The organism is Pelomonas nitida, assembly GCF_043555975.1.
Lineage (GTDB): Bacteria > Pseudomonadota > Gammaproteobacteria > Burkholderiales > Burkholderiaceae_C > Pelomonas > Pelomonas nitida.
Genome location: NZ_JBIGIA010000047.1, coordinates 1 through 604, shown reverse-complemented (window position 1 = coordinate 604; position 604 = coordinate 1). Strand labels below are relative to the sequence as shown.

Here is a 604-nt window from a genome sequence, read left to right as displayed (position 1 = left end):
TGGAGCTACTGCAGCACGCAGTCCAGCTCGCTGCAGGCGGTCGTCTTCGACTTCGCCGACAGCCGTGGCGGCCAGCACGCCCGTGACTTCCTCGGGTTGCCCGGAACGCCGGGAAAGCCGGCATGGCAGGGCAAGCTCGTGTGCGACGACTTCGCCGGCTACAAGGCCTGCTTCGAGCTGGGCGTCACCGAGGTTGGCTGCATGGCGCACGCCCGGCGCAAGTTCCATGAACTCTGGGCCAACCACGGCAGCCAGGTCGGCGAGCAGGCGCTGAAGTTCTTCGGCCAGCTCTACGAGGTGGAGCGAGCCGCGGCCAATGCCGACAGCGCGAACCGGCTGGAGGCACGCAAGACAGCACGACCGCTGGCTGACGCCCTCCACCAGTGGCTGCGACAGCAACGGCAGCGCGTGCCTGACGGCTCAGCCACCGCTCGGGCCATCGACTACAGCCTCAAGCGCTGGGTGGCACTGACGCGCTACCTCGACGACGGCGACTTGCCGATTGATAACAACTGGGTGGAGAACCGCATCAGGCCCATCGCGCTCGGGCGGCAGAACTGGCTGTTCGCCGGCAGCTTGCGTGCGGGCAAGCGGGCTGCTGCCG

At 68.0% G+C, this 604-nt stretch carries 1 protein-coding gene; it reads left to right on the top strand.

What is annotated here, in order from left to right:
- The coding region (gene tnpC, locus ACG00X_RS24045) for an IS66 family transposase (RefSeq protein WP_394492354.1) at positions 1-604 on the top strand (604 nt) is incomplete at both ends.